The sequence below is a fragment of the Pseudanabaena yagii GIHE-NHR1 genome (assembly GCF_012863495.1).
Lineage (GTDB): Bacteria > Cyanobacteriota > Cyanobacteriia > Pseudanabaenales > Pseudanabaenaceae > Pseudanabaena > Pseudanabaena yagii.
Genome location: NZ_JAAVJL010000001.1, coordinates 2847501 through 2872022, shown reverse-complemented (window position 1 = coordinate 2872022; position 24522 = coordinate 2847501). Strand labels below are relative to the sequence as shown.

The following is a 24522-nucleotide window of genomic DNA, read 5'->3' as shown; positions in this document are numbered from 1 at the left end:
TTTACCCATAGAAAATCAAGCCGCTAACACAAGAACTTCAGCGCACCAAGTACACAAATAGAAGCATTCTGTTAATTGTTTGCGGCGCAAAGCATCTCTAATCGCAATTGCAAAGTAGATAAAGATACTTCATCGAAAATAAAATTAATATTTAGTAAATATTTAGCGTTTAGATATTTACTAATAATCCCAACAACTCCTATATTCCTAGAGTATTTTGGGTTTTCTAGATTTACAGCACTTTGCTCTCGAATCTGAATCAAGAATTTTTTAAAAGTATTGATTTTTAATGCTTTCAAAGAATTTTCTTGGGCTTCATTTGATCCAAAATCGCTCTATGTTGGGACACAACTAAAGATTGCGCTCCTCCGCAAATCATTTAGGCATGGAATATGTTTTTAAAATTGATAAAAACGTTGCCTTAAGTAGATTACATGAAACCTTGACAAGGTTAGGTTAAGAGAAGAATACAGTTTTGGTTAAGGAAAGGATAAATATTTGAGTGGTACAAATCAAAAAGTTATAAACCAAGTTTAATTACATCTATAGCAATCCTAAATAGTTTGTGGAAGCGCACCCCGAATGGTTAAGCTTCCACAAACCCAAAAATCTACCAATGATTTAAGAATGCTATAAATATAGCCGTCGCGATTCTTGTTAGGACATAAAACCCAAATAGTGTAAGGTGGCACGAAGCCCCACCTTACACTATTTGGATTTTAATTTGTCTTGATACAGGCGAATATAGTTATAGTTAGATTAAGTTTAAAAAATTTACACGTTTAGGCTCTTGCGGATAGAAAATGTCCCACCAAAGTTATCTAGCTTCGACTTCGCTCAGCTAACATTGGCTGAGCGAAGTCGAAGCCACAGGTTTTAATTAATAGCAAGTCCCTTATAAGTTTCGAGAGAGGTTTTGCTATGCAAAACCTCTCTCGAAACTTGTTTTAAATTATCTCGAATTCGCGTTTTATTAAGTAGCGAAATTCAATATAAAAAATGTGACGCACGTGCAGCGTGCGTCACATTTTTTTGAAGTTTTAATAGGGACACACAGAAAAAGATCAGTTATCTTTAAATCGTACCTTTAAATAATCCTTGCGGCTTGAAAAGTAACACTAAAATCATAATCACTAGACCTACACCTAGCTTGTAGTCAGTGCCAATACAGTATTTTTGTAATTCACCTAACGCTGCTGGACAGGTCGTCGCCACCTCTTGGGAAATACCGACGATCAATGCCCCTGCAATCGCACCATAGGGATTACCAATACCGCCCAAAATTACTGCCGCAAACATGGGCAAAATCAAGAACCAACCCATATTTGGGCGCAAGTTGGTAATTAGTCCATACATACTGCCACCAAAAGCAGTCATGCCTCCCGCAATTACCCATGTCCATAAAATCACGGCATTGACATTAATACCTGCAACCTTGGCAAGTTCAGGGTTATCGGCAACTGCTCGCATCGCTTTACCGATTTTGGTGTTTTGGAGTAGATAGTAAAGTCCTGCAATTACAGCGATCGCTGCCACGATGACCACGATTTTATTGCGGGTGATTGCTAAGCCAAATACGTCAATCGCTGGGAAAGTTGGCAAATTATATTTCTGTGGTTTTGCGCCCCAAGCAAGAACGATCGCATTACGAATCACCAGTGCTAAACCAATGGAAACGATCATCATCGTGGTTGCAGTAGCGCGTTTAGCCCGTAATGGCTGCCAGAGGATTTTTTCGCAAAGTAAGACTATGGCGATAGAGATACCACTACCCAAAGCGATCGATAGCCAAATATCAAGTTTGAGGGTGGTATTGGCGAGAAAGGCAAGATATGCACCGAGGGTGAGAATGTCGCCATGGGCGAAGTTGGCAAGGCGCAAGATGCCATAGGTGAGCGTTAAACCAACTGCGGCAAGGGCAATAATGCTGCCGACAGCGATACCATCAATGGTTGATTGCAGGACTTCCAGCATTAAGAAATTGTGATAGAGCTTGATTGCTATTCACTCTAGCTAATTTCCTCCATATTTAAAAGCGATCGCCTCTAGCAATTAAAGAATTTGATGATATGCCGTAGTATGCGTAGCATAATCATCACAACAAAATCAAATATTATTGGATGACATTGAAAGGCAACTTCTACCAATCAAATTTACAATTAGGAGTCACAAATGCAAGAAATGAAATCGCTAAGGGGGATCATATGGCGAATGCAAGTACTAGGAATTATCGGCTTTGCAATGATTCTTGTTGGCATAATAGGTGCGATTCATTTTAAAGGAGGAACAGCATCCTTTATGCCATCTAGCTTGAGTATTTCAGTTTTTTTGGTTGGAGTAATTCTATTTTGCATTTATTTCTGGTTGTATAAGTATCTACGTTGCCCAAAATGTAAGGCATTATTAAGGAAGCCTAAGAAGCAATCAACTGATACGTTTATTTATACTTGCTCTGACTGTCATACTAAATGGGATACGGGGATTCGCAATGACGGTTGGTTATAGTTTTTACAGTTATAGCTGCCAAGAGTATTAGGATATAAAACCCAAGAAGAGAATGGCGGCGCTTCGCGCCGCCATTCTCTTCTTGGGTTTTGATTTTGTTCTGACACAAGCACCGACAGCTATAAAATTAGGACTCATGCAAAACTGCCTTAAAACCCTTGTTTTATCGTAGGGAAAATTCACAAATTTCATTTACTCAGTCTGTTATTTGTTAGAAAATTTGCCCTCGGTGATCGCAGAAGCAATGATAACTAGAGTGGGTGTAGAATAGCTAAGTTTCTGATATTTTGAGCTTGACATGCTAAAAACTCTCGGTATTATTCGTCAAACTGTAATTGTGACTGTTTGTTCGTTGACGCTGACTGCTGGTGAACTGGTACAAGCTCAAACTGAAACTAATCCCATTTTAAAGATTGGGATCGTACAACGTTTTGGGGAAAGACCACAGGATCGGCTCACAATTCAAGCGCCATCAGGCGGGAAACTCACCCTCACCTTTCCGTCAGCCGATGGCAAAAGTACCCAAACCTTAACTAGCGATCGCTTTGTAATCGAAATTGCTTCACAGCCCTTAACCCAACCAATCCTCGAAGAAAAGTTGGTTCTCAGTAATCATCGCAGTTTTGAGAATGCTGCTGCCAGTGCCTTTCATTGGAATGAGAAGGGAGTGCAAACGGAAATTGCTCAACCTAGACGCTGGCAAGTCTGGGCAAAGCGAGATGTCTATGATTCAATGCTATTGCGCTATTTAATGTTTTATACCCTGCGATCGCAAGGCAATGTCACCGTCCAACTGGATCGCCGCATCCTGCCACAAAAAGAGATCGCTTCATGGACAGTGGGCGACTTCAAATATAATCGCGATCGTCTTGATGTGAGCAGCAGTTCGGGAATTGTGGAAGTTACCTATCAGCGCGAGAGTAAAGCGGAAATTAGTAATCGTCCCTATGCTGGCACACTCAAGCTCCAACCCAATGCCCATCAAAGTTTTACCCTTGTTAATAACGTTCCTTTAGAAACCTATGTGCGCGGAGTCGTTCCCCATGAAATTGGCTATAACGCTCCCTATCCTGCGGTGCAAGCCCAAGCGATTTTGGCAAGAACCTATGCTCTAGCCAGTTTACAAAGATTTAAGGCAGATGACTATGAGCTTTGCGCCAACACTCAATGCCAAGTTTATCGCGGTTTAGAAAATACCACTGAAGTTGCCGATCGCGCTGTAGCCGATACCAGAGGCTTAGTTTTGACCTATAACAATCGGGTGATTGATGCTCTCTATTCCTCAACAACGGGAGGAATTACCGCCAACTATAATGATCTGTGGGATGGCACACCCCGCCCCTATCTCCAATCAGTATTGGATCTTGCTAATCGTCCTGAAAATCAGCGATCAGCAGATATCTCTGACAATAAGAATTTAAAAGCATTTCTAGATCGACAAGAAGGATTTAATGAAGTTGGGTGGCGGACGCTCCGTTGGCGCAAAAGTGGCTCACTGGATGAATTACAAATATCCTTGAAAAAGTTTTTGCGATTCTCAGGTGATACCTCTACCAACTTCAATGCAATTAAACAACTGCAAGTAACTAAGCGATCGCCTTCAGGTCGTGTCCTAGAAATGGAAGTCACCACGGATACAGGCAAAATCTATGTCAAAAAAGATGAAATCATTGATGCCTTCGATCCACCCGATAGCACTTTCTTTAGCCTAGAGCCAATCTATAAAGAACAAGGCAAAGAGAAAGTTTTAACTGGATACACCTTCATTGGCGGTGGCTTGGGACATGGTGTAGGCATGAGCCAAACAGGTTCCTATAATCTGGCACGGATGGGATTTACTTACGATCGCATTCTCAACTTCTATTACACCAATACCCAATTACAAAAATTGCGTCCTGAGCATTATCAATAAAATGATTATGATGAGTAGCACTTCGTGCTACTCATCATAATTTCTAAACTCCACAAACCTATGAAATCTGGTTACACCCTACCTGTCTTTGCGATCGCTGCTGCCAAAGCTGCTATCCTTGCATTGCGCCAAGAGACTTCATCTTCTGTAAATCTCGATTTATTGGAATCTGGAAATGGAGAAGTAGCGATCGCGCAAAGTGCAATGATTAGTGAGAATACTGCCCTAGCGATCGCTATTAGTGACCCCGGGGATAATCTCGATCTCACCGCAGGCACACCTATCTGGGCATGGGTGCAATTGGAACCTTTAATAGAAGCATCGACACAAAGAATCATTCTCGAAGCTGGTGAAGGGTTAGGTAAAACCGCCAGTGGTGAGCCTGCAATTTACAAACTGGCAAGGGATTTAGCTGAAGTGAATTTATTACCTTTGCTAGAGACCAATGTGACCGCAAGGATTCGGTTTATTTTACCTGAAGGGCGAGCGCTAGCAAAAAGAACTTCCAATGCCGATTTTGGAATTCTTGACGGTTTATCATTATTAGGAACTTCCGCTATATCTAAACCACTCTCAGTAGAGGATAAACTCGAAGAATTTCGCGCAGATTTACGCATTAAAGCTGTTAATTCCCATGCGATCGCATTTTACATCGGTGCAAATGGCTATCAAGTCGCCCAGAATCTAGGGTTTCCTACTTCGCAATTAGTGCAAACTGCTAATTGGGTAGGAGCGATGTTAGTAGAAGCAGCACTCTTGGGAGTAACTTCCATCACATTAATTGGTTATCACGGCAAATTACTTAAACTAGCAGGCGGAATTTTTAATACTTCCAGTCACTTAGCAGATGCACGTATCGATATTCTCGTAAGAGCGGCAGTCCATGAGAATTTATCCATTGAGCTTATTCAAGCCATTGAGAAGACTCCCACTGCGGAAGCCGCACATAAACTATTAGTGAGAAATGGTTGCGATCGCCCAGTTTTTCAATATATCACCGATCAGATTACGCAAAGGTCGATCGCCTATGTCCAAAAATATACAGATCTGAAGGTTGATATTAAAACGGTATTATGCGATCGACTAGGAAAGTTAGTGCTATAGATCAACAGAGAGTTACGGCGCTTCGCACTATAACTCTCTGTTACTGGAGACGGTTCCAATGACATAATAGAGAACGTGCAAAGCACACTCTCTATTTGTTAAATTTAATGCTCGAACCAGTCTATATTGTTGGCGCAGGACCTGGTGATCCTGATCTTATTACCGTAAAAGGACGCAACCTCCTCACCCAAGCCGATGTCATCGTCTATGCGAACTCCCTTATCCCCGACTCGATGCTGCAATTTTGTCGTCCCAATGCCGAAATTATTCCCACAGCTAGCAAATCCCTCGAAGAAATAGTCGCAATTCTGATCGACAGAGTGCGATCGCATAAATTAGTAGTCCGCCTCCATGATGGCGATCCTAGTCTCTATGGTGCAATTCAAGAACAAATTATCGCCCTTAGTGAAGCCGAAATTCCCTTTGAAATAATTCCGGGGGTGAGCGCTTTCCAATTAGCCGCCGCCCGTTTACAAGTAGAGCTAACAGTTCCCGAAATCGTACAGACAATTATTCTCACGCGGATTAGCGGACGTACTCAAGTTCCTGAAAAAGAAGAATTATCAAGACTTGCCGCCCATCAAGCTTCACTATGTCTTTATCTCAGCGCTCACCATGTCGAGAATGCCCAATCAAAACTCATCGAACATTATCCACCTGATACTACTGTCGCGATTTGCTATCGCTTAGGTTGGGAAGATGAAAAGATTTTAACGGTTCCTCTATTAGAAATGGCTACGGTCACTCGCGAGGAGAATCTCACTAGAACCACGTTATTTGTGATTAGTCCCGCATTAAATCACGTAAAGAAAAGCACGACCAAAGGTACTAAATCGCAGTTATATAGTTCTCACTACAAACGACTATTCAAAAAATAAAGAGCCAATTTTTGTTGGTGCGGCTTCGCCGCACCAACAAAAATTGGCTCTTTATTTTAAGGCTTCAGTAACTCCACACCATCCCGATCATCACCTGCGGAACTTAGAAATACTTTGACCTGCTCATCCTTAGAAGTTGGCAAAGTTCGCCCCACATAATCAGGATGGATCGGTAACTCACGATGACCGCGATCGACTAAAACCAGTAACCTCACCACTTTAGGACGACCATAATCATGGATCGCACTCAGCGCTGCTCCAATTGTCCGCCCGCTATAGATCACATCGTCTACTAAGACCACCGTTTTACCATTGAGGTCAAAGGGAAGCTCTGTTTTACTTGGTGTCCGCAAGCCAATGCGATCAAGATCATCACGATAAAAGGTAATATCTAGCGCCCCCGTTGGCACTAGCACACCTTCAAGGGTATGAATCTGCTTAGCGATCGCTACACTCAAAGGTACACCACGAGTATAAACACCGAGCAGGACGACATTGGCTAAATCATCACTAGCTTCAACAATTTGAGAGGCAAGACGATTGATCGTCCGACGTAACTCGTCAGCAGATAAAATTTCGACAATCTTAGATTGCGGCACAACTTAGTTTCGTGAAATGAACTTGATTGATCTAAATAATACCAAGTTTCTGAAATGTAAGCAGATCTCTGTGGCGCACGCTCAGTGTGCGCCACAGAGATCTGCTTACAAGAAAGAGTGGACGCAATGCGTCCACTCTTTCTTGTAAGCAGATCCGAAAAATTAGTTAACTATCTAAATGCTTTTCAATAGTGGTAGATAGTGTTGCCTTAGGGACAGCACCTACAACCACATCCACGCGCTGACCACCCTTAAATAACATGAGCGTGGGAATACTGCGAATGCCATATTGTCCAGCTACGCTAGGATTCTCATCGGTATTAAGTTTGAAAACTTTGATTTTGCCTTCATACTGTGCAGCTACTTCTTCCACTACAGGAGCAACCATACGGCATGGTCCACACCAAGGTGCCCAAAAATCTACTAGAACAGGGATGTCACTTTTAAGTACGTCCTGCTCAAAGCTAGCATCTGTGACTGCGATCGCTGATGACATGCTTTGCTAACTCCCTAAATACTAAAAACTTTTAACTGTCAAAATTTATGTGTAGCTAGTATAACAGTTAGCATCCCAAATTTGATAAAGACCAGAATTGTAACATTTATGCTTACCATAGAGACTAGCTTGAAATTACCTTGCCAAGCTCACTAATACAGTGACAGTAAGGCGAACCGCAACATAGGATTTGCCAAAAACAACTTAGTGCAAAAAATAAGAAACTACTTTTTTGCCTATAAACTCAGGCAACACCCAAATTTGCCTCCCATAGGTAAAAAATAAAAAATCACCTTTTGCTTCTTATAAGCTCAGGCAACACCCAAATTTGCCTCCCATAGGCAAAAAATAAGAAACTACCAACTACCTTTAGCTGCTCACAAGCTCAGGCAACACCCAAATTTGCCTCCCATAGGCAAAAAATAAGAAACCGCCTTTGCTGCTCATAAGCTCAGGCGGAATGTGGTGTGAGGAGTGAACGGAAACTTGCGTCTCCGCTTACATATATATTGTAGTCTAATTCTTTAATATGAATACGATCGCCCAATTTTTTCGGGTTTTTCAGAGTCGCAAAATGGCGGCTCTTTTGGCATTAGGATTTGCATCGGGTTTACCCTATGCTCTCACTGATGATGCGTTCCGCGCATGGCTTACCAGTGCTAAGTTTGACCTCAGTACGATTGGTTGGCTAGGCTTAGTTTCACTGCCATATTCCCTCAAGTTTTTATGGTCTCCTTTAATCGATCGCTTTGTACCACCATTTTTAGGACGACGACGCGGCTGGATTTTGTTAACGCAGGGCGGTTTAGTCCTCGCAATTGTCGCGATCGCTTGGCAAATGTTTACAATCGGTAATATTTTACCGACAGAGCGCGTAGGAGCTTTGCCAATTTTAGCGATCGCGGCGCTAATTCTTGCCTTTCTCAGTGCTACTCAAGATATTGCGATCGATGCCTATCGTACCGATGTTTTAGAAACTCAGGAGGTGGGAGCAGGGATTGGGATTTGGGTATTGGGCTATCGAATCGCGCTTCTATTTGCAGGATTCGTCGGATTTAATTTGGCAAGTAGATTAGGTTGGGCTTGGGTATATGTATTACTAGCCATTGTGATGAGCCTTGGACTAATTGCCACTATTGCTGCACCTGAGCCGCCCGAAGTTGAGGCAAGACCAGCCTCCTTAGATGAAGCCGTAGTTAAACCTTTTCAGGAGTTCTTTCAACGATTAGGTGTGACCAAAGTATTGCTAATACTAGTGTTTACGATCTTCTATCGATTTAGTGATGCGATGGTTGGCAAAATGGCAGTTCCATTTTTAAAAACTTTGTTTGATGATGGCACGATTGGTACTGTGCGTCAGGGAATTGGATTAGTCGCCACGATTGTCGGAACTTTAGCAGGGGGCGCAATTTTAAGCAAAATTGGGGTCAATCGATCGCTATGGGTATTTGGATTTTTGCAAGCGATTAGTAATATTGGCTATTACGCCATTTCCGTAGTTGGCAAAAATGATTATGTTTTGCTTGCTGCTATTAACGTCGAGAACTTTTGTGGAGGACTAGGAACCGCAGGCTTTTTAGGCTTTTTAATGGTATTGTGCAATCCTAGTTTTTCCGCAACTCAGTTTGCCTTACTATCAAGTTTGTTTGCCGTCGGGCGCGATCTCTTAGCTTCGCCATTTTCTGGAGAGTCCGCCCAATTCATTCAGCGCAATATACCCTCATGGGATGCGATCAACCAAGTCGTATGGTTTGCTGGTAGCGATGGCAAAGGTTGGGCGCTATTCTTCCTATTGACGCTGGTACTAGCAATTCCGGGGATGATGTTCTTACCATTCTTCGCACCTTGGAATGGAGAATTTAAGAAAGTAGATTCTTTACCGATGGATTAGATATGTAAATTTCACCCGATCGCGTGAGGTAAGAGTAGAATGCGTTCGAGTAATCTACTTAGCAATGAAGCCTTAAACTGACTGCACCCAGCGCACCAAACGCTGGGTTTTTATTTGCCTAAAATTAAAAGAGAGAGGGCGCATAGCGCCCTCTCTCTTTTAATTTTGGATTTTAAAACCACAAAATGGCGTTGCCATTTTGTGGTTTGGGATTAGTTGACGATCGCCACAATGAAAAAGATTAAATCGACAAAAATCGTTCCTAGCACTGCGCCACCAAATGCCCAATACCCAAGCTGCGGCGATCGCATGGCGCGATTACCAGTCACTAAGAGCAATGCGGCAAGAATACAAGCCCATGTCATCCCCCAAGGCGTTTCGACAAGAGCTAAGGCATTTTTTAAAATTGGCTGAGCGAGACTCAGATCTGACTCCACCTGCATCAATGCTTGCCAATGGGGGAAAAGATGGGTGATGTAGAAGTAAAGATCGGTAATCGCTGTTCCCATTAATGAGCCAATATAAAACCAACCACCAACGCGGTATGTATCTTGGCGAGTTGCCCAAATTGCCCAAGGTAAGGCTAAAGCTTCGACAGGCACATGATATGCAGGCTCCCAGCGTAGCCATCCCCAATACAGGGAACCACATAACCAAGTAAGGCTAAAACCCCAGACTAGGCTGCCCCATGTTTTGGTTTTGGTTTCTTCTCGGAGATGCTTGGCGATCGCGAGCCAACCAACGGTACAAATCAAGCTCAACCAAGGGGCATAGCGCACAAGGGGAGCTTCAAAGAAGACGGGGACGGATACTAAAAATAGAGCAGCAAACCAGACGCGCCAATGCTGTAACAGTGAGGCGGCAGCTAGCAAATATTGTGATAAATATTGGGGAAACGCGGACGTAACCTTGACAGTTAAGGGTAAAGCCTGAACTGTTGATGTAGAACGTGCTAAGGTGCGCTCCTCTAGTTCAACCTTGTCAGGATTTAAAAACAAAGTATCTTAAAAAGTTATGTTAATTATTATTACTTAACATACTAACAGGCTTTGGGAATAGGCTAAACCAGACTCTAGCTTTTTTTAAGGTTATCGCCTACATCTTCTAGCAATCGCTCAAATGTTTGCCAACTGATGTTTTCTAGCCAGATCCGTTGTTCAGCAATAGGTCGAGATTGATCAGTGTGAGTTGTTGATATTTCAAGAGGTTTAGGGATGGCAATCATGACGACTCACCTCGAAAATTTGATATTAAAAATCTAGGGTTCTAAATAAATCACTGAGAGCAACCTTGAAATCGGGAATTACGTCTTCGCCATCCAAAATATCATCGCCGCGCAGTAGTCGATCGGGTTGGGGGCTATGGTAAACCAGTACATATTGTTCATCGGGATGGATGATCCATAGCAATCGCGTTCCACTGGCAAAATATTCTTCGATCTTGGTATGGATTTCTTCAAAGGTATTTCCGGGGGAAATAATTTCCACAACTAAATCTGGCGCACCGTCAAAAAATCCTTGTGGCAAACGTTTCAGACCCGTTAGACGTTCTTTGCTTACAAAGGAAATATCAGGCGATCGCTTGTTACCACCTTTCATTTTAAAAGCGGTACTTGAGTCACAGGTAACACCAAGACGGTGCTGTCTGACAAAAATTTCGATTAAGCCGCCGAGGAATATGCCGATATTCCCATGCTCCATTCCAGAGTTACCCAAAGTTACCAACTCCCCATCAATAATTTCGTAGCGATCGCCGCGATCGGGCAAAGCCATGAACTCTTCATCAGTCCAAATTTTGGCTTTAGCTTTAGCTTTTTCTGTGGCGATCATCATGGCTTTAATTTCTTTTATCTAGTGTGAACCTGTGCCAAGTCTGGTGCTAAATAGAATTTTCTATTGCTAGACATTTAACTATAGAATCATGCAATTTCTTAAATGATTGCCTCAATTCTTCTTTAACAAGAAACTCTTGTCGCTCGCCAGTAGCAAAATCTAGAAGACAATATGCAATATTTTTCTTGTCTGGTCGATTAATATTTTTCTCCTGACACCAATCCTCTACTGCCTTTGGACGATTGATGTCAGGTAATTCTTCCAAAAGCATGATAGGTACATTTTGATTCCAGTCCTGAAGAACTTTATTAACAGCTTCTAGATATAGTTCTTTGCGAATACAATCTTCTAAAACACAACCTTCAATGCCACGCAGTTGAAAAATCTGAGACTCATCAACTCCAGCATTTTGGAGCTTTTCAGAGAGTTTTTCCCCAGCTTTATCATTGTCAACAAGGAAGGCTACCGTTGGGGCTTCATTTTTTAATTGTCTCAAAAATGAATTTTTAGTTTCTGAGAGTCCTGGTGCAATCTGAAATCCTAAGTATGACTTATTAATTACTTGGCGTAGCATCGTTGGCAAAAGAAGCATGTCTGTGGCTCCTTCTACGAAAACAGCTTTGCGAATTGGTATAAAAGCTAAACTACTTGCTCCCATGCTGAATAGAAGTGGCGAAAATCCAGCACGTTTATCTTGCTTATCTATTGCCCAAAAGTTGTTTTCAATCTTACTTGCTTCTTTATCTTTTATCGGTAGAACACATCTTACGCCATTGCCAAGGTCTTCAGGTAAACAGCCAGCAGAATGAGTTGTGTATATAATTTTTGCAGCTAGTTGCTGCTCTGCAAACATATTCATTAAATCTGCCTGAGCATCATAATGTAAATGGGTTTCTGCTTCATCAATCAATAAAATAGGTCTTTGATCGGCATGTTCAGATTCAAGAAAGTTTATTAATGCTACAAATTGACGTAACCCATCACTCCGATCCTCAAGGTTAGTACAATCCATCTGTTCATTTTCAATATGGACATGTAATGTTAAGCCATCAGTACTTAAACTGACTTTTACTCTTGATTGCGACCATTTATATTTAACAACATTAGTGATTTGAAAGTTTGCCTTCTTCAAAAATGTTTGAACTTTAGCTTGATCACCTGCTGAAAGAGCAGCATGAAGACTGACAAGATCTAATTTTGCTAAACTTGCCAAGTTACGGAGTGCTGGAGGCGGAAATTTAGCAAAATTAGATAATTCGTAGGTAGATTTTAAGTCTCGTTGTTCTTCATCAAAAAATAGTATTCTAGGAATTCGCTGAGTCAATATTTCTTCTATTTCTTTATATGGATCAGTTAATTCCTTTGAAAGATCACTTAAGTTTTTTGCATCACTATTATATTGTTTCGCTATCCGATTTGGCTTAGGTATAATTTCCCATTTTCTTGTTCCATTGAGTAGTTTTATAAGCTTAAACCGTCTGACATTATCCCCTTGGAATAAGTGTGAAATTGCTGCACGATCATTATCATCAAGCAAGAATCCAGCCTCTATTACTACATCTTCATCATTTTGAGAATCATTGCCACGACTTAATTCATTAGGTTGGAATCGTCGCTTGTTATCATGATTAATATGCTGAAGTGCTTGTAAGATAGAGCTTTTCCCTACCTCATTTGAGCCAACAATCGCTACAACTTTCCCCGATGTATTAAGAGTAGTTGATACTAAGCGCTTATATCCTTGTAGTTTTACCCAATTTAAATCCATATTAGAAAATACCTTTGCAACTTGCTAATCAAATCATATAGCGGGAAAGACTAAATCAGTTGATATGCTAGCTACTCCTATATGATTTGTCCAAAATCAATAAGTGATATCACTTGATTTGCTAAATATAGCAATATAAACGATTAATTAGTTTAACAAACAGCCCGAACACCGTAGAGTTTAGTAATGTCACACAACACCTAATTTTTGTATTAGTTATAATTTATTTGGAGCCTTTCCCATTCGCTTATAATGCCAAATAAAGCTGCGATCAAGGAAAATTCAAATTATGTCAGTCCGTCAACCGCGCTATAGCAAAGAAGAATTTGCCCAACGAGGCGATCTGATATATCAAACGCAAATCCGTCCACAGGTCGAAGCAGATAATCATGGCAAAATAGTTGCGATTGATATTGAAACAGGGGCATTTGAAATTGCAAATGATACGATGACCGCTACTCGTCGTCTTAGAGAACGCTTGCCTGACTCCCAAACTTGGGTTGTCAAAATTGGCTACCGCGCTGTCCATCGTTTCGGTGCGCGGAGCTTAAAAGAAAAGCTATGATGCAAGGATACGTTAATAAGAATTGTGAAGCCACGATTCTTGTGGTCGTCCGAAATAATAACAAACTAAAATCTATCAATGCTGTCATCGATACAGGCTTTACAGGTTTCCTAAGCCTCCCAAACGAAATCATTACTGAATTGGATCTGCCATGGAGTTATCGCGATCGCGGAACATTAGGAGATGGTAGTGAGGTTTTGTTTGATATTTACGATGCAGTAGCCATTTGGGATGGTAAATCTCAGGAGATTGAAGTCAATTCAGCAGAAACAGATCCACTAATTGGAATGAGTATGCTTCGTGGATACAGACTGCAAGTAGACACAATTGAGGGTGGGTTAGTGATAATTACAGACTTATCGGGAATTTGCTAGTAGGTAGGGTGCTGTTAGCGCTAGCGTAACGCACCAATAAACAAGACTTGGATGCGTTACGCTAGCGCTAACACATCCTACGGATAAGCTTACAGATCAAAAAGGAGGTCGTACTACTGGATACTACGACCTCCTTTTACCTTTCAATAAATAGCCAGAAATATTACAGAGTTAAAGATTGAGGATTGGTTTCAATCAACTTGGCTAGATCTTGCAAGAACTGTGCCGCATGAGCGCCATAGATCACACGGTGATCGGCAGTGAGATTGACTTGCATTTGACTAGCAACTTTGATTGCACCATCCTTAGTTGCCACAACTTGAGGACGAGAACCACCGATCGCTAAAATCGCACCAGTTCCGGGAGGCAAAATCGCATCGAAGCGATCCACGCCAAACATACCTAAGTTGGAAATGGTGAATGTGCCAGAGTTGTATTCATCGGGTTGTAATTGCTTCGCACGGGCGCGATCGACTAAGCCTTTCCAATTACGAGAAAGAGTATATAGATCCGTTTGATCAGCATTTTGCAATACAGGCGTAATCAAGCCACCATCATCCATCGCCACCGCAACGGCAACATTAATATTGCTCTTGTACTCGATCCCGCGATCGCTAAGGCTGGCATTCACTAAAGGATGCTTTTGTAGAGTTACCGCTACAGCCTTAGCCAAAAGCGCCGTCATGGTCACACCCTTAGACTTGACTTGCTTGTAGAGAGCATCCAGAGCATCGGTGGTAATCGTGTAGCCCACGCGGAATGTAGGCACTGAGAGGCTCTGATTCATATTATTGATGACAGCCTTTTGCAAAGTCGTTAAGGACTGAGCAGTACCTAAAGCCACAGGAGCAGCAGCTTTAGCAGGGGCAGGGGCTGATACCTTCGCAGGTGCGGCTGCCTGAACAGGAGCAAGTGCAGAAGCAGGACTTAGGAAGGCTTCAACATCAGCAGCAGTGATCCGACCATTAGGTCCTGTACCTGCAATCTTGGTGAGGTCAACACCATTATCTTTGGCGATGCGCTTGGCTCTGGGGGAAACAATCTGACGACCTGAAGATGCTGCGGGGGCAGATTTACGAGGAGAGGAAACCACAACATCAGGAATTGAGGCGACAGATGCGGCTGTGGGCGCGGAAACTAATTTAGAGGGTGGTTCTTCAGATTTCTTCGGTGCAGGAGCAGCAGATTGTCCAGATGCTTTTTTCTTGGCTTCTTCAATTTCTTCTTTAGTCTCTGCAACATAGGCGATCGCCGATCCGACGGGGGCAGATTCGCCTTCGGGGGTAATGATTACACCGAGATAGCCTTCGTAAAAGCTTTCGACATCCATATCGGCTTTGTCAGACTCTACGATCACGACAGTTTCGCCTTTTTCCACCTTATCGCCAGGGGATTTCACCCAAGAGGTGATTTTACCTTCGGTCATGGTGGAGCTAAGCGCGGGCATGAAAATTTCGTAAATCATAGGGAATTTATCAGGGTCTGTATAAAATCTGTTTTACAGCGAACAAAGTCAATGGCTGAAGTCGCAATGCCATCTCAAAACGCCATCATAAATCTTAACGTGTTTTGGTTACAGCGCTTTGCGCTGAATTAAAAACCAGAGAAAATTTTGAAGGCTCGGCTTTGCCGAGCCTTCAAAATTTTCTCTGAATGTGGTACGGGATGCGCGTGCATCATAGCTTTGGTTTTACTGCTTAAACTAAAGGGGACGCTTTGCGTCCCCTTTAGTTATTGAGTTACTCGTTCATTTCTCGATAAATTGTTGCCGTAGCAGGTGAAGCTTGGGTCAGATATTGGAAAATCCAAAATTTGAACAGACCATCGAGAAATACAGGCACAGTGGAAATAAAAGACTGGGCTAAAACTTTATTTTCAGGTAGTCCGAAATGCTCAAATACAACTGTTAATAAAGCATCCCAGCCTTCGCTAGAGTGGAAACCCACAAAAGTATCAGTAGAAATAATAATTAAAAAGGCTTTGGCATTGTCATTGAGGCTATAAAGAATCTCATCGAGAAACTCTTTAATAGTTCTAATTTCCTTGCGTCCTGAAAGCAGAAATAGATAAAAGACAAAGGCAGCAGTTAGGTCAGCCAGTAGGTTTTTAACACCATTCAAACTTTCCTCATTATATTTCTTTAAAATCCTGACCGATTCCTGTTGGATTAGAGCTTCGACTTCCTCCGATGCAGATTTTTTTTCTGTTTTTTCATTGTTTTTTTCTTCAGGTTTACTAGCTTCGGGCTTAGCACCTTCAGATTTAACAGCTTCGGATTTAGTACCTTCAGATTTAGCACCTTCCTTGGAAACAGCTTCTTGTTTAGAGCGTGTTTCTTCAAGCACAATTGATTTGATCATGTAATCAAATTCAATTTTCTCTTTAGCCGCCTGCAATGCTTTAAAAGCCTTTTCTTCGATCGCAGGACTAAACTTGATGGTCATACTATTGGTATCTACCAAGCTATTGATCATGGGGCTAAAGACAAATGCTTTGGACAAAAACTGGACAGCAATGACGGAAACAATGAGGATAGCAATGTAGCGCAAAGCCTGATTGATCCGTTCGCGTGATTGCCGCAATTCCTCAACAATATCTTTTTCGTAATCAGAATATGAGCCACTGAGATTACGTTTGACACGATCAAAAGCTTTAAAAAATGAACCAGGGAGAATGCTTTTTTCAACAGGTGTCGATTGTTGAGGACTGCGTTTAAAGTTTTTGGGCTTGTTTTTAAACATCTGAAACTTGTCATCCTCTTCAGCCCCATTCTCTGCGGCTAAGTCTGACTTGAGATCGCCATAGTTATTACCTGACGGCTTGAAATCCACATCAATAACGCGATCGCTTGCCTTGTTGTACCTATCAAGGATGTAATCAATAAATGCAAGTTTCTGATAGATCGAGAACTTGCGGCTATTGCCACCCAGTTGATTTGCCGATAAATCACCATTGCTGACAGGATCAAGATCTTGGTTATTGGGAGCATATTTAGCGATCGCTGTATTTGCTCGATTGGTTGAGCTTTGCGTTTGGAGATAAGGCAAGGAGGCACTGACCTTATAAAAATTGAGCTTGAGATTAATGGTTCGGAGATTTTTCTGAAGTTGAATCTCAAAAACACTAAATACGCTGCTGCTAAAACTGCCATCATTAGCAATTTTATTGCCATTAAAGTTTTCTTCTTCAATCCGCTTGATATTAACAGCCGCCTCGAAAGCCTCGTCAATTGCTCGCTCAGGAGTATTCTTGACCCAAGAGAAGATATTTTGTAGAGGTGATGCGTTACTGTCGGAGGAATTTTGTGTCATGGTGGGGCGATCGCGTTAAGAGCGCAAGATGATGCAATGTTGAAGGGATTAACAACGAGTCTAATGAAGCCTTTGACTAAATTTAAGAGGAAAATTTATCTAAGAATGTTCTTGAAGATCTACTAAGTTAACATCTTGAATCTTACTCAGGCATTTTTACGATTAGTTTGATCTTATCGTAGTCATCACTATTCACCATCAGAAAGCATAGTTAACGTCAGTTCGGGTTAAGCTAGCAAATTTTAAAAGCCCAAAAGTAAAAGCCTTGCTACGCAAGGCTTTTACTTTTGGGCTTTGAGAGAGGGTTTGCGTAGCAAACCCTCTCTCAAAGCCCGTTTCAAATTATCCCGAACTCGCGTTAGTTAGCGTTCACACCTTTGTGGGGCAATGCCAGTCAGCTAGGATGGCGTGCTAATCGGAATTGCAATCCGAAACTCTGTACCTTGGCCGAGCGTCGAAAAACATTCCAGCCTGCCCTGATGCTTTTCGACCACAATTTGATAACTAATCGATAGTCCTAGTCCCGTCCCCTTACCGACAGGCTTAGTCGTGAAAAAGGGATCGAAAAGCTTCTTTAGGATATTTTCAGGAATGCCTTGACCATTATCCGCAATCCGTACTATTACCATTGGCTCCTGAGTCTCTGAGGTGGATGGCTGAAACTCCGTCATAATCGAAATCTCGCTAACTATATCCTTTTGATTTAACCCCTCATCGATCGCATCGATCGCATTGCTTAAAATATTCATAAACACCTGATTGAGTTGCCCCGCATAGACATTGACCAAGGGAATATCGCCGTAATGCTTGGTTAAATTAATGGCAGGGCGATCGCCATAGGCTTTAAAGCGATTTTGCAAAATTAATAGGGTGCTATCTAAACCTTCATGAATGTTAAAGGGCTTGCGTCCTTCCTGATCAGTACGGGAGAAATTTCTTAGGGACAACACGATTTGGCGAATCCGCTCCGCTCCAATTTTCATAGAGGTCAGCATTTTGGGGAGATCCTCTTGGAGAAACTCAAAATCAATCTCCTCTAAGAAACTAGCAATTTCGGGAGTTGGCTCTGGATAGCTCTGGTGATATAGCTCGATCAGCCCCAATAAACTTTGGACAAAGCGATTCGTATAGTTGAGGTTGCCATAGATAAAGTTCACAGGATTATTAATTTCATGGGCAACACCAGCCACCAATTGCCCTAAACTTGACATTTTTTCGGTTTGAATCAGTTGACTTTGAGTACGTTGCAAGTCATCAAGGGCGTTTTTGAGTTGGACAGCTTGGGCTTTGGCGGCGGCAGCATTGGCTTGAGCTGAGTCAAAAAGTTCTGCTTGGTCGATCGCGATCGCTAGTTGATTGGCAACCGCTTGCAAAAGCTCCACTTCATCGGCAGTCCACGGACGGCTACCTTGACAATGAGCCGCCACAATCACGCCTAACTTTTGCGATCGGGTTTTAATCGGTACAAGCAACTGAGATGTAAATCCGTGATCGGAGAGGATAAGGCGGCTGATATTATCTAGTTCGGAGTTGGTATAGATTGATTGGATTTGAATGACTTCTTGTTTTAGCAGTCGATATCCCAGCTTTGGCAACTGTGTGAGCGGATAATGATGGGTGGTAATCATCGCTCTATGACTCGTCGCAAAATGCACTAGCTGAAACTCTGGGGGATCAGTATCAGGAATGTGCCAAAAGAAATTACATAGATCAATCAGCAATAAGTCCTGTACCTCATTGACAGCCGTAGCAATCGTCGTATTCAAGTCGAGGGAATTGCGAATTTGGCTGGCTAGACGACGGTTGAGCATTTCCTCCCGTCTCACCAGATCTTTATAACTTTGACGCGATCGCTCTAGTTCTCTTTCTGCACGGCGACGCTCCCACTGATCCAGTTTGCGATCGCTAATATCATGGGCAACAATCACAATATTTTGAACATTGCCCTGCTCATCACGCATCACACTCCCCGACGATTCAAGAATGCGCCAAGTCCCATCCTTATGCTGCATTCGATATTCTAAAACCTTGCCCACACCCGTTCTTAAAGTCTCTTCCGCCGCTTGCAATACCTTTTCTTGATCCTCAGGATGGATTTTGTCGTAAGCCCATGTCCCTTGCAATTCTGCGGAAGAATATCCCAAAACCCTTTGATATGAAGGACTATTGTAAATGCGATAGCCTCGCGCATCGATGACAGCAATCAAATCGGCAACATTTTCCATAATCGACCGAAACAAGCGATCGCTTTGCAAAACTGATAGATCAGATTCATCGGTCTGATGAATCTGATCTGGATGCAAGTTGTGATCTACCTGAGATTCAAGATCTGCGTCCGTCATAATGAAATTTTCCCCATAGGACAGCATTAAATCAGAATAAGTTTGCCAAACAGTGCAACCAAATGAAATAGCATTTTAAGTGGCTAGTTTAGTTTTGGGTGCAATGTTGAATCTTAATTTAGATCGTAAGTTAGATCGAGTAGATCTTAATTGTTATAGAACTGCTTGGTTCAAAAGCGCGACAACCTTCGTCGCCTCTTTGATTGTGACATCGTTAATGATGGTATTGGCAATTACAGTGCAGCCCAGTATGGCAGCATTACCAACAACAAGCGCCATCAAAGATCCTCGGATTATTTTGCGGAATGCGCTCCCAATTGATAATGACCTCTTGCGCGATGTGCAGCGTAATTTAGAGCAAATGCCCCGTCAAGCAAATCTCAAGCGCTGGAGCAGTCTAAAAAGAGATATCGAAAAGGTTTCACAAACCATTAGTCAAAATAAGGCAGATTTAATTGCCGCCGCTAATAGCGAGCGCCAAGCAAGTGTCACCGAACACCTAGCTAGTTTAGAGAAAGCACTTGTACCATTACAAGAAGCGATCGAAATCAAGGATCGGAATAATGTCAAGGCTTTATCCGAAAAGTCTTTGGACTATGTAGGACTGATCGAATCCGATCTGATTAAAGAGTTTCCTTTCAAAGTTCCTGATCAATACGCTAATCTGCCTCAACTCAAAGGACGTGCGCTCGTCGAGCTAGTCACCGAAAAAGGTAATGCCATCATCACCGTAGATGGTTACAACGCTCCAGTTAATGCAGGTCAATTTATCGATCTTGTTCAGAAGCACTTTTATGATGGACTGAGCTTCACCCGCGCCGACGAAAATTATTATCTGCAAACAGGCGATCCTGAGGGTGCAGCCAATGGCTATGTTGATCCCAAGACCAAACAATATCGCACAGTGCCCATCGAAGTGCGTTTACCCGATCAAAAAGCACCCACCTACGGCAAAACCTTTGAAGAAACAGGTTTATCGGGAGTTGTGCCTGTGTTGCCTTTTGCTGCCTTTGGTACGGTGGCAATGGCACATCCTAACGACAATCCCAATGCTGGTTCCTCCCAATTTTTTATCTACCTATTTGAGTCCGAACTGACTCCCGCAGGTTTGAATTTGCTCGATGGTAACTACACCGTTTTTGGTTATGTCACCGATGGCAAGGAAACTTTGGATAAACTAAGGTTAGGTGACAAAATTTTATCTGCCCGTGTAATCAGTGGTGCGGAGAATCTTGTCAAATAATCTTTGATGGGCGCAATGCGCCCATCAAAGATTATTTGTTGAACTGCCGAGTGCGGTTCAACAAACCTCTATAAGGCTCTTGCGGATAAAAAATGTCCCACCAAAGTTATCTAGCTTCGACTTCGCTCAGCTAACGTTGGCTGAGCGAAGTCGAAGCCACAGGTACTTTAATTAATAGCAAGTCCCTAACTTGCTTCCTTGAAAAGCGCTATATATCTAGAAACCTTAGAGGACAATGAATTTAATGGGTACTCCCCGCAACGAACCATACATTTTGAGTCTGCCAACACAGAGTAGTGCGATCGCCCTTGCAGGCAATCGTGAGGAAAATCTCAAACTATTAGCCGACGAGATTGGGGTAAAGCTAGTAATGCGGGGACAAGACCTATTGATAGATGGTTCAGCCGAACAGATTGCTCTGTGTGAGCAAGTGATCAAAGCACTCAAGCCCCTATGGTCACAGGAAAAAGCGATCGCTTCCGTCGATATTCGCGCTGCACAACAGGCGATCGCCGAGGAACGCACTACCGAATGGCGCGATCGAGCGACCATTTCGCGGAACCGTCGTGGTGACTCAATCCAACCCCGCACTTACCGCCAACAGCAATATGTGCAAGCCATGGAAACCCATGACCTAATCTTTGGGGTTGGGCCTGCGGGTACTGGCAAAACCTACCTTGCTGCGGTTGCCGCAGTTAGTGCCCTACAGAGTAATAAATTTGAGCGCATTATCCTCACCCGTCCCGCCGTTGAAGCAGGCGAAAGTCTGGGCTTTCTGCCTGGGGATTTACAACAAAAAATCGATCCCTACTTGCGTCCCCTCTACGATGCGATGCACGAGATGATTGGCTCAGAAAAAGTTCCTCAGCTCATGGAACGCGGCATTATCGAAGTTGCCCCTCTTGCCTATATGCGCGGACGCACCCTCAACAACTCCTTCATCATTGTTGACGAGGCGCAAAATACGACGGCAGCGCAAATGAAAATGGTCTTAACCCGTTTAGGCTTTAGATCACGGATGGTGGTGACTGGCGACATTACCCAAATCGACTTACCCCGCCACCAAAAGTCTGGCTTGATCATCGCTATGAATATCCTCAAAGGAGTGCAGGGAGTGTCTTTTAATATGTTTGATAAGACTGATGTTGTCCGCCATCCCCTAGTTCACCACATCATTGCCGCCTATGAAGATGCCGAAAATGCCAATGCTCACGAATGATAACCAGATTCAGGTCACAGTTAAATTATTTGCGATTTTCCAAGAAGTATTTGCTACCGATGAAATGCACATAGACATAGAATCAGGAGCAACTGTATCACAAATATTCGATCACTTAGTCACTCAGCAACCAAGTCTCGAAAAATGGCGATCGCTCACCCGTTATGCAATTAACTTAAACTTTGTGGAACCACATACCCTTTTGAATCATGGTGATGAGGTTGCACTGATTCCCCCTGTCAGTGGTGGCTAATAACTAGTATCCATCCGCCCGTGACCAGACCAATCCAACAAACCACTAAATTGCTGTAAATCAATAAAACTAAGCTGTAACAAAATCATCAGCAAGGGACCTTCTTGGCGTTCTTGCCAACGTTTAGCCACTGCCAACTGTTCTCGATCTACCACTGATGCCTCAAGTAGGTGTCGTTCTAGATCTTCTTGGCGACTAGCGATCGCGTATGTCTGGGATTGATAACTCATTGAAATCAAATAACTATCTACTTAAGCGATTTGGATTAATAGCGTAGCGCACCTTACCACATCTATCAACGCCCGTCAAAGTTATTTTTAAGGCTATAGTTATAGTGATCACCCTAATACTTAAAAAAATAAAAGAATAATGAGAAAGCATAGGCAAATATCCTGTAGATTTTCGGATTTGATGTCTGTTCTCTAGACAGAGGCACAATGTCAAAATGCTTACGCGCGTTGCATTATAGAGTTGTATGATTCACACAATTTAGCAATATATCTAGACTTTGCCCCAAAGTCATTAAACAGAGACATCTAAAGCACATAATAAATTTAAACAATCTTTTAGGATTACTTGAAAGCTTGTAATCATTTGACCCGATGTAAGAAATTTGTCCCCATGAACACACCCAAAATTTCTGGAGAAACATCTATTCAAGACTGGCAAGCTCTTCAACAAGAGGTCAAAGAATTACGAATAGAAGTCAGCCGACTTCAGATGGAAAATTCCGATTTAGAAAACTCTCTATTAACAGCAATTGAACATGGCGATCTTGTGGAAGAAGAATTGCTAGAAGTTAATAAGAGATTAAAAAGTGAAATTCTAGAACGCAAGATGGCACAGGCGACCTTGCAATCGATCTTAGAAATTGTCTATCGCGATAAAAGTGATCTCGAAATCATGTTAGCTACAGCTACTGAACATGGTGATGCGATCGAATACGAGCAATATAATCGCGCCGTCGAGACGATGCGCCAAAGCGAAGAACAATTCCGTGTCATTGCAGAATCAACTAGTATGGCTATGCTCGTCAGCAGTCTCAGTGATGGTGTAATTTCCTATGCTAATACCAGCGCAGGGACAATGCTACAAAGGGATTCCTACGATTTAATTCAACATTCCATCGCCGATCTTTTTTATCTAGAATCAGAATGGGAACTATTGCAACAGGACTTTGCCGAGAAACAGAGTATCCGTGATTATGAAATTCGTCTCTGCAAAGCCAATCAGCAACCTGTTTGGGTACTTGCTTCACTCCACCTACTCTGGCTAAAAGGGGAGCGCGTGCTGCTAAGTACTTTTTATGACATCACGCTACTTAAAAACACCGAAATAGCCCTACGCGAATCAGAAGCAAAACTAAGAGAACAGGCGAATCTATTAGAACATCGAGTCAAAGAACGTACCCGCGATCTCCAACAAGCTAAGGAAGCTGCCGAAGCTGCTAGCCGATCTAAAGCAGCATTTTTAGCCAATATGAGTCACGAATTGCGAACTCCACTCAATGCAATTCTAGGCTTTGCTCAATTAATGTTGTACGACCAAGAACTAAATGAGCAACATCAAGCCGATCTCCAGACCATCTGTAATAGTGGCAATCATCTATTAACAATGATTAACGACATCTTAGAAATGTCCAAACTAGAAGCTGGCAGCGTTATGTTGCGCGAAAAGGAATGCTATCTCTATGACATTGTTGATACCGCAAGAGATATGCTCTCTCTCAAGGCTCAAGAGAAACATATATTATTCGATTTCAAAATTGATCCCCATGTTCCTAGCTATATTTGCATTGATGAAGGTAAGTTACGCCAAATTTTGATCAATTTGATTGGGAATGCGATCAAGTTCACCAATACAGGTCATATTTATGTACGGATTTTTCCAGAAGAATTCAAGCAAGATCAGAGTTTAAGTTCTGAAACAAAACAAAATCTTTATTTTGAAGTTGAAGATACAGGTCTAGGCATTTCCGAATCAGAACAAAAAACTCTATTTCAACCTTTTGTACAAACAGCATCTGGTCGGCGATCGCAAGAAGGCACAGGCTTAGGACTATCCATTAGTTATAACTATGTCAAACTCATGGGCGGCGAGATGTCTGTCATCAGTAAATTAGGTGAAGGCTCTATATTTAAGTTTCATATTCCTGTTAAATCTTTAGATTTATTCATCACAGATAATACGACTAAGACATTAAATCGGGTAATTGGGATTAAGGGTAGCT

22 protein-coding genes (1 of these 22 cut by a window edge) are annotated in these 24522 nt (G+C 42.4%); 10 read left to right on the top strand and 12 right to left on the bottom strand.

The window, feature by feature from the left end:
- Window positions 1–71 precede the first annotated feature (71 nt).
- Together HC246_RS13115 and HC246_RS13110 are read right to left on the bottom strand one after the other, a co-directional pair.
- The gene (locus HC246_RS13115; RefSeq protein WP_169363774.1) at window positions 72–299 is read right to left on the bottom strand and encodes a hypothetical protein; all 228 of its coding nucleotides are present in this window, start codon (window positions 297–299) and stop codon (window positions 72–74) included.
- 775 nt (window positions 300–1074) lie between these two features.
- Entirely contained in the window at window positions 1075–1974 is a 900-nt protein-coding gene (locus HC246_RS13110) for a branched-chain amino acid ABC transporter permease (protein WP_169363773.1), read from the bottom strand.
- Window positions 1975–2803: 829 nt separating this feature from the next.
- Between HC246_RS13110 and HC246_RS13105 the strand changes: the two genes are divergently transcribed.
- From HC246_RS13105 to cobM, 3 genes are all read left to right on the top strand, one after another.
- A complete protein-coding gene (locus tag HC246_RS13105; protein ID WP_169363772.1) occupies window positions 2804–4417 on the top strand; it encodes a SpoIID/LytB domain-containing protein in 1614 nt (537 codons plus the stop codon).
- A 60-nt stretch (window positions 4418–4477) separates the two neighbouring features.
- Window positions 4478–5521 (top strand): cobalt-precorrin-5B (C(1))-methyltransferase CbiD, encoded by a 1044-nt coding sequence (cbiD, locus tag HC246_RS13100; protein ID WP_169363771.1) that lies wholly within the window; start codon window positions 4478–4480, stop codon window positions 5519–5521.
- A gap of 107 nt (window positions 5522–5628) precedes the next feature.
- The gene (gene cobM, locus HC246_RS13095; protein WP_169363770.1) at window positions 5629–6399 is read left to right on the top strand and encodes a precorrin-4 C(11)-methyltransferase; all 771 of its coding nucleotides are present in this window, start codon (window positions 5629–5631) and stop codon (window positions 6397–6399) included.
- 56 nt (window positions 6400–6455) lie between these two features.
- On the opposite strand, the gene pyrR is transcribed toward cobM, so the two are convergent.
- Together pyrR and trxA are read right to left on the bottom strand one after the other, a co-directional pair.
- On the bottom strand, window positions 6456–6998 hold the full coding sequence (gene pyrR / locus HC246_RS13090; RefSeq protein ID WP_169363769.1) for a bifunctional pyr operon transcriptional regulator/uracil phosphoribosyltransferase PyrR: 543 nt from the start codon (window positions 6996–6998) through the stop codon (window positions 6456–6458).
- A gap of 166 nt (window positions 6999–7164) precedes the next feature.
- Window positions 7165–7494: a thioredoxin gene (gene trxA, locus HC246_RS13085; protein WP_126388501.1), complete on the bottom strand. Its 330-nt coding sequence runs from the start codon at window positions 7492–7494 to the stop codon at window positions 7165–7167.
- Window positions 7495–8023: 529 nt separating this feature from the next.
- On the opposite strand from trxA, the gene HC246_RS13080 reads away from it, so the two are divergent.
- On the top strand, window positions 8024–9385 hold the full coding sequence (locus tag HC246_RS13080) for an AmpG family muropeptide MFS transporter (protein WP_169363768.1): 1362 nt from the start codon (window positions 8024–8026) through the stop codon (window positions 9383–9385).
- A gap of 212 nt (window positions 9386–9597) precedes the next feature.
- On the opposite strand, the gene HC246_RS13075 is transcribed toward HC246_RS13080, so the two are convergent.
- From HC246_RS13075 to HC246_RS13060, 4 genes are all read right to left on the bottom strand, one after another.
- The gene (locus HC246_RS13075; protein WP_169363767.1) at window positions 9598–10383 is read right to left on the bottom strand and encodes a DUF3120 domain-containing protein; all 786 of its coding nucleotides are present in this window, start codon (window positions 10381–10383) and stop codon (window positions 9598–9600) included.
- 74 nt (window positions 10384–10457) lie between these two features.
- Window positions 10458–10610: a hypothetical protein gene (locus HC246_RS13070; RefSeq protein ID WP_169363766.1), complete on the bottom strand. Its 153-nt coding sequence runs from the start codon at window positions 10608–10610 to the stop codon at window positions 10458–10460.
- A 25-nt stretch (window positions 10611–10635) separates the two neighbouring features.
- The gene (locus HC246_RS13065) at window positions 10636–11217 is read right to left on the bottom strand and encodes a Uma2 family endonuclease (protein WP_169363765.1); all 582 of its coding nucleotides are present in this window, start codon (window positions 11215–11217) and stop codon (window positions 10636–10638) included.
- A 46-nt stretch (window positions 11218–11263) separates the two neighbouring features.
- A complete protein-coding gene (locus tag HC246_RS13060; protein WP_169363764.1) occupies window positions 11264–12985 on the bottom strand; it encodes an ATP-dependent nuclease in 1722 nt (573 codons plus the stop codon).
- A 289-nt stretch (window positions 12986–13274) separates the two neighbouring features.
- On the opposite strand from HC246_RS13060, the gene HC246_RS13055 reads away from it, so the two are divergent.
- Together HC246_RS13055 and HC246_RS13050 are read left to right on the top strand one after the other, a co-directional pair.
- Entirely contained in the window at window positions 13275–13550 is a 276-nt protein-coding gene (locus tag HC246_RS13055; protein WP_169363763.1) for a hypothetical protein, read from the top strand.
- Window positions 13547–13924: a clan AA aspartic protease gene (locus tag HC246_RS13050; RefSeq protein WP_009628847.1), complete on the top strand. Its 378-nt coding sequence runs from the start codon at window positions 13547–13549 to the stop codon at window positions 13922–13924. Before HC246_RS13055 ends, HC246_RS13050 begins: the two co-directional genes overlap by 4 nt.
- A gap of 163 nt (window positions 13925–14087) precedes the next feature.
- Here the strand turns inward: HC246_RS13050 and HC246_RS13045 are convergent, their stop codons facing one another.
- The 3 genes from HC246_RS13045 to HC246_RS13035 all read right to left on the bottom strand — a co-directional run bounded on the left by HC246_RS13045 (window position 14088) and on the right by HC246_RS13035 (window position 19577).
- Window positions 14088–15389: a dihydrolipoamide acetyltransferase family protein gene (locus HC246_RS13045; RefSeq protein WP_169363762.1), complete on the bottom strand. Its 1302-nt coding sequence runs from the start codon at window positions 15387–15389 to the stop codon at window positions 14088–14090.
- A gap of 274 nt (window positions 15390–15663) precedes the next feature.
- Window positions 15664–17235 carry a hypothetical protein gene (locus HC246_RS13040; protein WP_169363761.1) on the bottom strand — a complete coding sequence of 524 codons (1572 nt, stop codon included), beginning with the start codon at window positions 17233–17235 and terminating at the stop codon, window positions 15664–15666.
- Between the two features lie 398 nt (window positions 17236–17633).
- Complete coding sequence (locus tag HC246_RS13035; protein WP_169363760.1) at window positions 17634–19577, bottom strand: PAS domain S-box protein; 1944 nt, start codon at window positions 19575–19577, stop codon at window positions 17634–17636.
- Window positions 19578–19656: 79 nt separating this feature from the next.
- On the opposite strand from HC246_RS13035, the gene HC246_RS13030 reads away from it, so the two are divergent.
- The 3 genes from HC246_RS13030 (at window position 19657) to HC246_RS13020 (ending at window position 22292) form a co-directional block, all read left to right on the top strand.
- Entirely contained in the window at window positions 19657–20820 is a 1164-nt protein-coding gene (locus HC246_RS13030; RefSeq protein ID WP_318655932.1) for a peptidylprolyl isomerase, read from the top strand.
- 244 nt (window positions 20821–21064) lie between these two features.
- Complete coding sequence (locus tag HC246_RS13025; RefSeq protein ID WP_169363759.1) at window positions 21065–22039, top strand: PhoH family protein; 975 nt, start codon at window positions 21065–21067, stop codon at window positions 22037–22039.
- Entirely contained in the window at window positions 22020–22292 is a 273-nt protein-coding gene (locus HC246_RS13020; protein ID WP_169363758.1) for a MoaD/ThiS family protein, read from the top strand. The genes HC246_RS13025 and HC246_RS13020 overlap by 20 nt, the downstream gene beginning before the upstream one ends.
- On the opposite strand, the gene HC246_RS13015 is transcribed toward HC246_RS13020, so the two are convergent.
- The gene (locus HC246_RS13015) at window positions 22289–22522 is read right to left on the bottom strand and encodes a DUF2949 domain-containing protein (RefSeq protein ID WP_169363757.1); all 234 of its coding nucleotides are present in this window, start codon (window positions 22520–22522) and stop codon (window positions 22289–22291) included. The genes HC246_RS13020 and HC246_RS13015 overlap by 4 nt on opposite strands.
- A gap of 391 nt (window positions 22523–22913) precedes the next feature.
- Between HC246_RS13015 and HC246_RS13010 the strand changes: the two genes are divergently transcribed.
- Window positions 22914–24522 carry the 5' portion of a PAS domain-containing hybrid sensor histidine kinase/response regulator gene (locus HC246_RS13010; protein WP_169363756.1) on the top strand. 407 nt of this gene lie beyond the right edge of the window, so 1609 of the gene's 2016 nt are visible here — the first part of the coding sequence; it begins with the start codon at window positions 22914–22916; its stop codon lies off the right edge, out of view.